The sequence below is a fragment of the Dyella sp. genome (genome assembly GCF_035508675.1).
GTDB lineage: Bacteria > Pseudomonadota > Gammaproteobacteria > Xanthomonadales > Rhodanobacteraceae > Dyella_B.
Genome location: NZ_DATJMN010000180.1, coordinates 1 through 7,561, shown reverse-complemented (window position 1 = coordinate 7,561; position 7,561 = coordinate 1). Strand labels below are relative to the sequence as shown.

At 58.6% G+C, this 7,561-nt stretch carries 5 protein-coding genes and 3 tRNA genes; 7 read left to right on the top strand and 1 reads right to left on the bottom strand.

Translation table 11 applies throughout. The features are described from left to right. Window positions 1-12: 12 nt before the first annotated feature. From VMA74_RS09775 to VMA74_RS09760, 4 genes are all read left to right on the top strand, one after another. Window positions 13-88: transfer RNA gene (locus VMA74_RS09775), tRNA-Gly, on the top strand. A 146-nt stretch (window positions 89-234) separates the two neighbouring features. After that, window positions 235-310, top strand: a tRNA-Gly gene (locus VMA74_RS09770). An 81-nt stretch (window positions 311-391) separates the two neighbouring features. After that, a tRNA-Cys gene (locus VMA74_RS09765) sits at window positions 392-465 on the top strand. A 274-nt stretch (window positions 466-739) separates the two neighbouring features. After that, on the top strand, window positions 740-1,225 hold the full coding sequence (locus VMA74_RS09760) for a hypothetical protein (RefSeq protein ID WP_325366506.1): 486 nt from the start codon (window positions 740-742) through the stop codon (window positions 1,223-1,225). 13 nt (window positions 1,226-1,238) lie between these two features. Here the strand turns inward: VMA74_RS09760 and VMA74_RS09755 are convergent, their stop codons facing one another. Next, window positions 1,239-2,888: an MASE1 domain-containing protein gene (locus VMA74_RS09755; protein WP_325366504.1), complete on the bottom strand. Its 1,650-nt coding sequence runs from the start codon at window positions 2,886-2,888 to the stop codon at window positions 1,239-1,241. A 485-nt stretch (window positions 2,889-3,373) separates the two neighbouring features. Here VMA74_RS09755 and VMA74_RS09750 point away from each other — a divergent pair, with 485 nt between their 5' ends. The 3 genes from VMA74_RS09750 to VMA74_RS09740 form a co-directional block, all read left to right on the top strand. Further along, window positions 3,374-4,717: a TolC family protein gene (locus VMA74_RS09750; protein ID WP_325366502.1), complete on the top strand. Its 1,344-nt coding sequence runs from the start codon at window positions 3,374-3,376 to the stop codon at window positions 4,715-4,717. Further along, window positions 4,714-5,796: an efflux RND transporter periplasmic adaptor subunit gene (locus tag VMA74_RS09745; RefSeq protein WP_325366500.1), complete on the top strand. Its 1,083-nt coding sequence runs from the start codon at window positions 4,714-4,716 to the stop codon at window positions 5,794-5,796. The genes VMA74_RS09750 and VMA74_RS09745 overlap by 4 nt, the downstream gene beginning before the upstream one ends. Next, the coding region (locus VMA74_RS09740) for an efflux RND transporter permease subunit (RefSeq protein ID WP_325366498.1) at window positions 5,793-7,561 on the top strand (1,769 nt) is incomplete at its 3' end. The genes VMA74_RS09745 and VMA74_RS09740, both read left to right, overlap by 4 nt.

Here is a 7,561-nt window from a genome sequence, read left to right as displayed (position 1 = left end):
CGCGGCTCCGATGCGGGAATAGCTCAGTTGGTAGAGCACGACCTTGCCAAGGTCGGGGTCGCGAGTTCGAGTCTCGTTTCCCGCTCCAGTTTCCAAATACGGCCCCGGAGTTTGCTTCGGGGCCGTGTTGTATCAGTACTTCAAGCATATGCGGCAAGTTGCTTGAATTATTGAAAAAAAGTAGACGCGGCTATTCACATCGAACCGGGTTCTGCTATAGTTGCATGCTCCGATGCGGGAATAGCTCAGTTGGTAGAGCACGACCTTGCCAAGGTCGGGGTCGCGAGTTCGAGTCTCGTTTCCCGCTCCAGTTTCAAGCAAAACCTCGGTGAGCCGGGGTTTTGTTTTTTAAAGCTAAGCCTGGCCTATCATGGTTACGGTTAAGCGCGATGGCCAGGTGGCAGAGTGGTCATGCAGCGGCCTGCAAAGCCGTGTACGCCGGTTCGATTCCGACCCTGGCCTCCATTGCGCAAACGTTGAGAGCCGCCTTCGGGCGGTTTTTTTGTTGTGCGCAAATTCGTTGCATCGTCTTCGCAGACGCCGGCCGCGATGCGGACGGATTTCGCAAATTGCACTTCCAACTACATCTGCAATCAAGAAAATGTGAAGTGATCCTCATGTCATGGCGTTGCTGAATTGCAGATATTCAAATCTGAGAAATTCGCCGTTTTTCGCGTACTTCCCCTGCTACATTCCGATTTCCGGTAGAAGAACTACCATTAACAACCAGGGGAAACCCATGTCCAGCACTCAAGAAAGTTTCATCCGTAAAGCAGCGATCGCCAGCCTGTTTGCGCTTTGCGCAACCCCCGCGGCCTTTGCCCAGACCGCATCACCGGCGACGGGGCTCGGCCAAGCTTGGCCGAATGCTGCCGACGTTAGCGCCAATCCCAACTGGCATGTCTATGTGTTCGTGTTGAACGGCGTCAAATACATTCAGGTCAATGATCTGAACGGCACCGTGCACGCGGCTGTAGGTACGGCCAATGGCACGTCTATCGTGTTGCCGGTCGGTGTGGATTCGCAGAACGTCTCGACGCCGTCGTCGGGCTCAACCACGGCTACGCCTTCGGCAAGTTCGACTTCGACGCCGTCACAGACGGTTTACAGTGACAGCACAACGACGGTTACTGCCACCCCGCAAAGCAGCGGCGCTACGACGTTTAGCGTGATGAGTGCAGCTTCTTGCCCGACCGGTGGCTGCTCCGGTAACGGCGGTCCCTAATCGGTTACGGCCGTTATTTCACCCATAGACGCAATGGTGGAGCGAGGCGGGATACCGGCCTCTGCTCCTCTTGCACGGCGTCATGCAGCAGGACCGTAATACGCAAGCGGTTGGACGGCATACGCAGATGCAAGAACCCGTCGAAGATGCGCACATGATCGCGCATCTCCGGGATATCCAACATGCTTGCTCCAAGCTTGGTCGCAAGGCGTTTGCGCTCTTCCGAGTGATACACGGCATTGGCGACTCCGGTATCTTCCAGCACGCCTTCTACGCGCAACATAACCCATCGTTTTCCGCGCGTTTCGCCACCGCGGAGTACCAGATTTACGCGGTTGCAAGCGAGCCTGGAGGTAACGTAGACAGCCGCCTCGCATGCGGACCGATAGGTTGCGGTAAGAACGGCAGGTGCTAAACGCGTGAAGCCGCGCCCGCTGATTTCGCAACGATAGGCTATGCCGGCCTCATCCAGGGCACGCGCAATGGTTTCGTTGAGCGCCGCCGGCAATCCGCGCTCGCGCCAGGCGACCGGATGCATGCTTTCTGCAAGCCGATAGACCTGACTTTGCATCGCAAGAGCCTGTTTGTAGAAAGCGTGGCTTTCGATGTTCGGCACGATGCGGCGCATCTGATCAAGCAAACGTCCATTGGTGATGTGCAACGTGCCTGCGAGATATTCCAGTGCCTGCGACGTTTGCCGCATGCGCTGTTCGCCAAGCTGCAGGCTCTGTCTTGCGAAACGTTGAACGTTGAGGGCGCTGCGCTTTTCTTTTTCCTCATCCATAAGCTGGACGCTGATACGTCCACCCAGCGCGAACAAGCAGGTAACAGCGATAGCGAGAGTCGTTTGTGTTGCGTAGGTCTTTGGATCAAGGTCGTTGATCAAGGCAATCGGCAAGGACATGCAGGCGATTGCCAATGGACCGCTTACCGCCGCAGCGCGCCAACCATGTTTGAGTGTGAGCCACGCCATGGGGAGAAACATGGCGACAGGGGCGATTTGCTTGACCTGATCGTTTCCTACATAGCTCATCCAAGTAAGCAGAACCAAAGCAGGGATGAGGAGCGCTACAGTGTCGAGAAACAGCCTGCTGGATAGGGCCTGGCGAATCTGTTCACGCAGTTGACCAGGTTTGTAATCGAGCTTGGCCATCAAAACCCAAGGCACGATCGAAAAAATGGCCAGATATGGACCGAGGAAATAGCCAACGGCATTCATCGGAACAAAGGAGACGGTCGGGTCATTCGCCACCGCCAATGCGGTAGAGCTGTATGCCATCCCTCCCAAAGAGACCAGCAAACCGCAGATAAGCAGCGCCTTAATATCGATGAGGTTCTTGGAAGGAAAAGGGGGCATCCAAGTGCGACATGCCCACACGATCGGCATGGCCACCGCAAACGGCGGAATACACCGGACCACCACCCACGTCGGCCCGAGCGACGCAAGGCAGGGGATCACTTCATACGCGTTGGGCAGAGCCTCGCCGATCAACAACGCGGGCCAGAATCGATAAGGAATCAGCAGCAGGCACGCCAAACGCACACCGGCGTGAATTGGCCAATGCGCGGTAGAGAGCGGGTGAATGGCCAGATAAAGCAGCGCGTAGCCACCTGCTACGGCAAGCTGTAGCAGCCAGTCGTTAGTCCAGAACCGCTTCCCCATGCGTTTCCCCTGCAAAGAAAGACCTACAAAAACTCAGAGCCCTGTTCCACATTTTCCTTTTGCTCAGCCTAAGGATAAAACAATTTGGGCCGTGAAGTTTGTGTGAGCATCCCTATATATCGGCCTGTCTTGCGCCATATAAAGGGCAATTCGCAAAATCAGTCGTACATTGCCGTATTGGGCTGCGTCTATTGCTGCTAACTCATTGAATTGACGCGATTTGATCGAACCCATTGCATTTGGTAGGTTGAGGGCCTGCCGGAAGCACAACTTCTTGCGAAGTCAAGCCTGGGTTTCCGGGCTGGATTCCACCCAAATGGGTAGCCGGGGCGGCCGTCACATCGCTGCAAAGAGATCGCTAAGCAACGATAGTTAGTCTTTGCGACCGTCGAGGTTATTCGGGCGGAGATTTGCCGGTGCGGTTGTTTCAGGATTCACCCCATTGCCGAGAATTATCCGGTGTGCGTGCGTGGCGCTTAGCCGCATTGGCGACTTCCTTGGTATGGGTCGCCGGTTGCGCAACCTATTCCCCTTTGCCGCTCGGCGAGGGGCAGGGAGCGAAGGATGTTTCGCAACTTTCGGCCAACACGGCAGACATGCCGCTGCCGGCGTTGCGTACGCATCGTTTTGATCTTTCCCATGGCATGGATGTCACCGATGTCGCGATATTGGCGGTCGCCAACAGCCCGGATCTGAAGGTATTGCGCGATCAGTTAGGTGTGGCCCGCGCACAGGCGTTTGCGGCCGGCCTGCTCCCAGACCCGCAGCTTTCCATCAATCAGGAATACCTGTCGCATCCGGTGCCGGGATACACCACCTCATCGGCCTACGGTATTAGCGAGGACATCACCAGCCTGCTCACCCGCTCAACCCGCAAAGCCGCCGCCAAGAGTCAGGCCGATCAGGTGAACCTGGATCTGCTGTGGGAGGAATGGCAGACGATTGCCCAGGCGCGGCTGCTGTTCAACCAAGTGGTGTCGTTGCGCGAGCAGCAACAGGAGCTTGCCGCCGAAGAGGCTGCCCTGAAGCCGGTGGACGGTTTCGTACGTAAGGCGTTGCAAGATGGCAACCTTACTTACGACGCGGCGAGCGCCGGCCTGAATGCTTATGCCGACGCGAGCAAGCGGCTGTCCGATGGCACCGTGCAAATGCACCAAGCCGAACACGATCTGCGTGTGTTGCTCGGTCTGGCGCCGGATGCTCCGCTGGATTTGATTGGGAAGCCATTCCTGACATCGCCGACGCCGGAACAGGTCGACGCCGCCTTGGCCAGTTTGCCGGAGCGGCGCCCGGATCTCTTGGCCTTGCAGGCTGGATACAAAGCCCAGGAAGCGACGTTGCGCGGCGCGATTCGCGCACAGTTTCCAGCGTTGACGTTCGGTGTTGATCGTCAGAGCGATAACTCAGGTGTGCTTTCGCACGGCATCAATATCGGTATCACCCTGCCTTTGTTCGATCGCAACCGCGGCAACATCGCGATTGAGAATGCAACGCGGCAGCAACTCAAAGACGACTACGAAGGCCGCGTGCTGACCACACGTAACGACATCCGCCAGTTGATGCTCGACCAAGACACGCTCGCCAAACAGCGCGATCAATCGCAAGCGCAATCCAAGCGCCTGGATGATGCCCGCCATGCGGCGGAGGCAGCTTGGCAGAAAGGCTTAATCGACTGGCCCACTTACCTGTCTATCCGCGCCAATGCGCTCAGCGCCGACATGGACTACATCGCCGCGCGCGATCAACTGTCGCAACAGGCGATTGCGTTAGAAGCCTTGCTCGGCAGCACCGATCTCCAACCGTCTTCCGCATCGACATCCAAACCATGAATCGATTTGTCCTTACGCGTACTGCACTGGCGGCATTGCTGCTTGTTCTACTGGCCGGGTGCGCCGGACACGGCGGTGCCGATGACGATGACGAAGCGCCAGAAGTCAAAGGAACGGTACTAGTCACCACGGCTGCACCGGTAAGCCAGGCTTTCCACGACACCATCCAGGTATGGGGTATCGCAGTAGGCGATCCGCATCGCGCCAGCACTGTCAGCTTGGGTCATGGCGGTCAGGTTGTTGGCGTTGCGGCCGCAACCGGACAATCCGTGCAGCGCGGGCAGGTACTGCTGCGTGTTGCGCCGGACCCCGTCGCGCGCAATGCCTTTTTGCAAGCGCAGAGTGCACTGGATCTAGCCGCTGGCGAATTCAAGCGCACGCAACAAATGGCAGCACAGCACCTTGCAACGCAGTCGCAGGTTGCTACCGCTCGCAAAGCGCTGGACGACGCCAAGGCAGGCGTGGAAGCGCAACGCGCATTGGGTGGCGGCACCGCACAGGAGACTATTGATGCGCCTTCCGACGGTGTCGTAACCGCGCTCAACGTCAATCTTGGCGATCGATTTCAAGCGGGTACGGCGCTGCTGACCTTTGCGCCATCGCATGCATTGGTCGCGCGTCTTGGCGCGCAACCGGAAGACGGCGCCCGGCTGAAAGCCGGCATGCCGGTCGACGTACAGAGTACCTATGGCTCCGACGAAACCTTGCATGGACGGCTTGATGTGGTGGGTCACGCCATCGATGCGCAGACCCATCTTTTGCCTTTGCAGGCTGAGCTTCCGCCTGATGCCGGCGACGTACTGGTATCCGGTGCGGCGGTGCAGGCGAACATTGAAACGACGAACTACACCGCGTGGGCGCTACCGCGCAACGCCGTATTGCATGATGACAAGGGCGACTACGTCTTTATCGTCGATCACGACCATGCCAAGCGCGTCGACGTGACCCTGAAACATCCACAAGGCGACACCGTCGGCGTGCAGGGGGCGTTGGACGGCAAGATGCGCGTCATCGTGCTTGGCAACTACGAACTGGACGAAGGCGATGCTGTGCGCGAGCAGCAGGAGTCGTCCAAGTGAGCGTAACGGCATGGATGCAACGCCATTGGCGCTCGCTGCTCTTTCTCGTGCTGATGGCAACGCTTGGCGGCGTAGGCAGCACGGTATTCATGCCGGTGGCGTTATTTCCGAATGTGGCGTTTCCGCGCGTCATGCTTTCGCTGGACGCAGGCGATCGCCCCGCCGATCAAATGGCGATCGCCGTCACCACGCCTATTGAAACGGCGTTGCGTCGTGTGCCCGGTGTGCGCGATGTCCGGTCTACCACCAGCCGCGGCAGCGCCGATATTGCCATCTCCTTCGCCTGGGGCACGGACATGAGCCGCGCATTGGGCGACATCAATGCGGCGGCAAGTCAGGTGTTGCCCGAATTGCCCGCAGGTACGCAGCTCACTAGCCGTCGTATGGACCCCAGTTCGTACCCCATGCTGGCTTATAGCTTGCGCTCGCATACGCTGTCGCCGAGCGCTTTGTACGATCTTGCCCAATATCAATTGCGACCTCTGCTCAGCAGTATTGCCGGTGTGGCGCGGGTTAGCGTGCAAGGTGGCGAGGTTGCCGAATTTCATGCCGACGTCGATCCCAATCGCCTGCGGGCACAAGATCTAAGCCTCGGCGATGTGGCGACGGCGGTCAGCCATGCGGCCACCATCGAAGCGATGGGGCACGTTTCCGATCACTACAAACTTTATCTGTTGCTTGCCGACAACCAGCCCAATACGGTGGCCGCGTTGCGTCAAATCGTGGTGCGCGCGGACAGCCACGGTGTCGTGCGCCTGGGTGACATCGCGGATGTCACGCTGAGCAACGTGCCGCAGTGGATTCGTGTGACCGCGGATGGCCAGGACGCGGTGTTGATCCAGATCCTGCAGCAGCCCGATGGCAATAGCGTGCAGATCGCTAGGGACGTCAAGCAGCGTTTGCAGGATTACGGGCCGCAGATGCCTGCCGGCGTAAAGCTCGCCAATTGGTACGATCAATCCCAGCTTGTTACCGGTGCGGCCGGCAGCGTGCGCGATGCGATCTTGATCGGCATTGTGCTGGCTGGTTTGGTGCTGTTCCTGTTCCTGCGCAATACGCGCGTGATCATCGTTGCCATGCTGGTGGTGCCGGCCGTGTTGGCGATTACGGTGCTGCTCCTGCACGTATTGGGCATGAGCTTCAACATGATGACGCTCGGCGGCATGGCGGCGGCGGTCGGTTTGATCATCGACGACGTCATCGTGATGCAGGAACACATCATGCGCCGGCTCAAAGGCGCATCGGGCGAGGTGAGCGAACGAATTGCGCGCGCCGCGTGGGAATTCACCCGTCCGCTCACCGGATCCAGCGCTGCGACGGTGGTTATCTTCGTGCCGCTGGCGTTTCTTACGGGCGTGACGGGCGCATTCTTCCAGGCGTTGTCGCTGACGATGGCCAGCGCGCTGGTCATCTCTTACTTGCTGACTTGGATTGTCGTGCCTTTGCTGTCGGAACGGCTGCTGGATCAGAAGCACGCCGGCGATCATGCCGCGAGCTGTTTTTCGCTGCGCATCAAGATCGGCTACGAAAGCTTGCTGCAGCGCTGGTTGAAGCGGCCAGTGTGGGTGGCGGTGCTGGTGTTGCCGCTTATCGCGGTCGGCGCGCTTGCCTTCGGGCAGGTCGGTACCGGCTTCATGCCTGCGATGGACGAAGGCGGCTTTACGTTCGATTACATTTCCAAGCCTGGCACATCGTTGGAAGAAACGGGCCGCCTGCTCAATCAGGTCGAAGCGATCATTCGCGCCAATCCGTACGTGGATACCTA

Bases quoted from the DNA above. Each gene is read 5' to 3' on its own strand.
- VMA74_RS09755 (WP_325366504.1), bottom strand. From the start codon at position 2,888: ATGGGGAAGCGGTTCTGGACTAACGACTGGCTGCTACAGCTTGCCGTA.
- VMA74_RS09745 (WP_325366500.1), top strand. From the start codon at position 4,714: ATGAATCGATTTGTCCTTACGCGTACTGCACTGGCGGCATTGCTGCTT.
- VMA74_RS09760 (WP_325366506.1), top strand. From the start codon at position 740: ATGTCCAGCACTCAAGAAAGTTTCATCCGTAAAGCAGCGATCGCCAGC.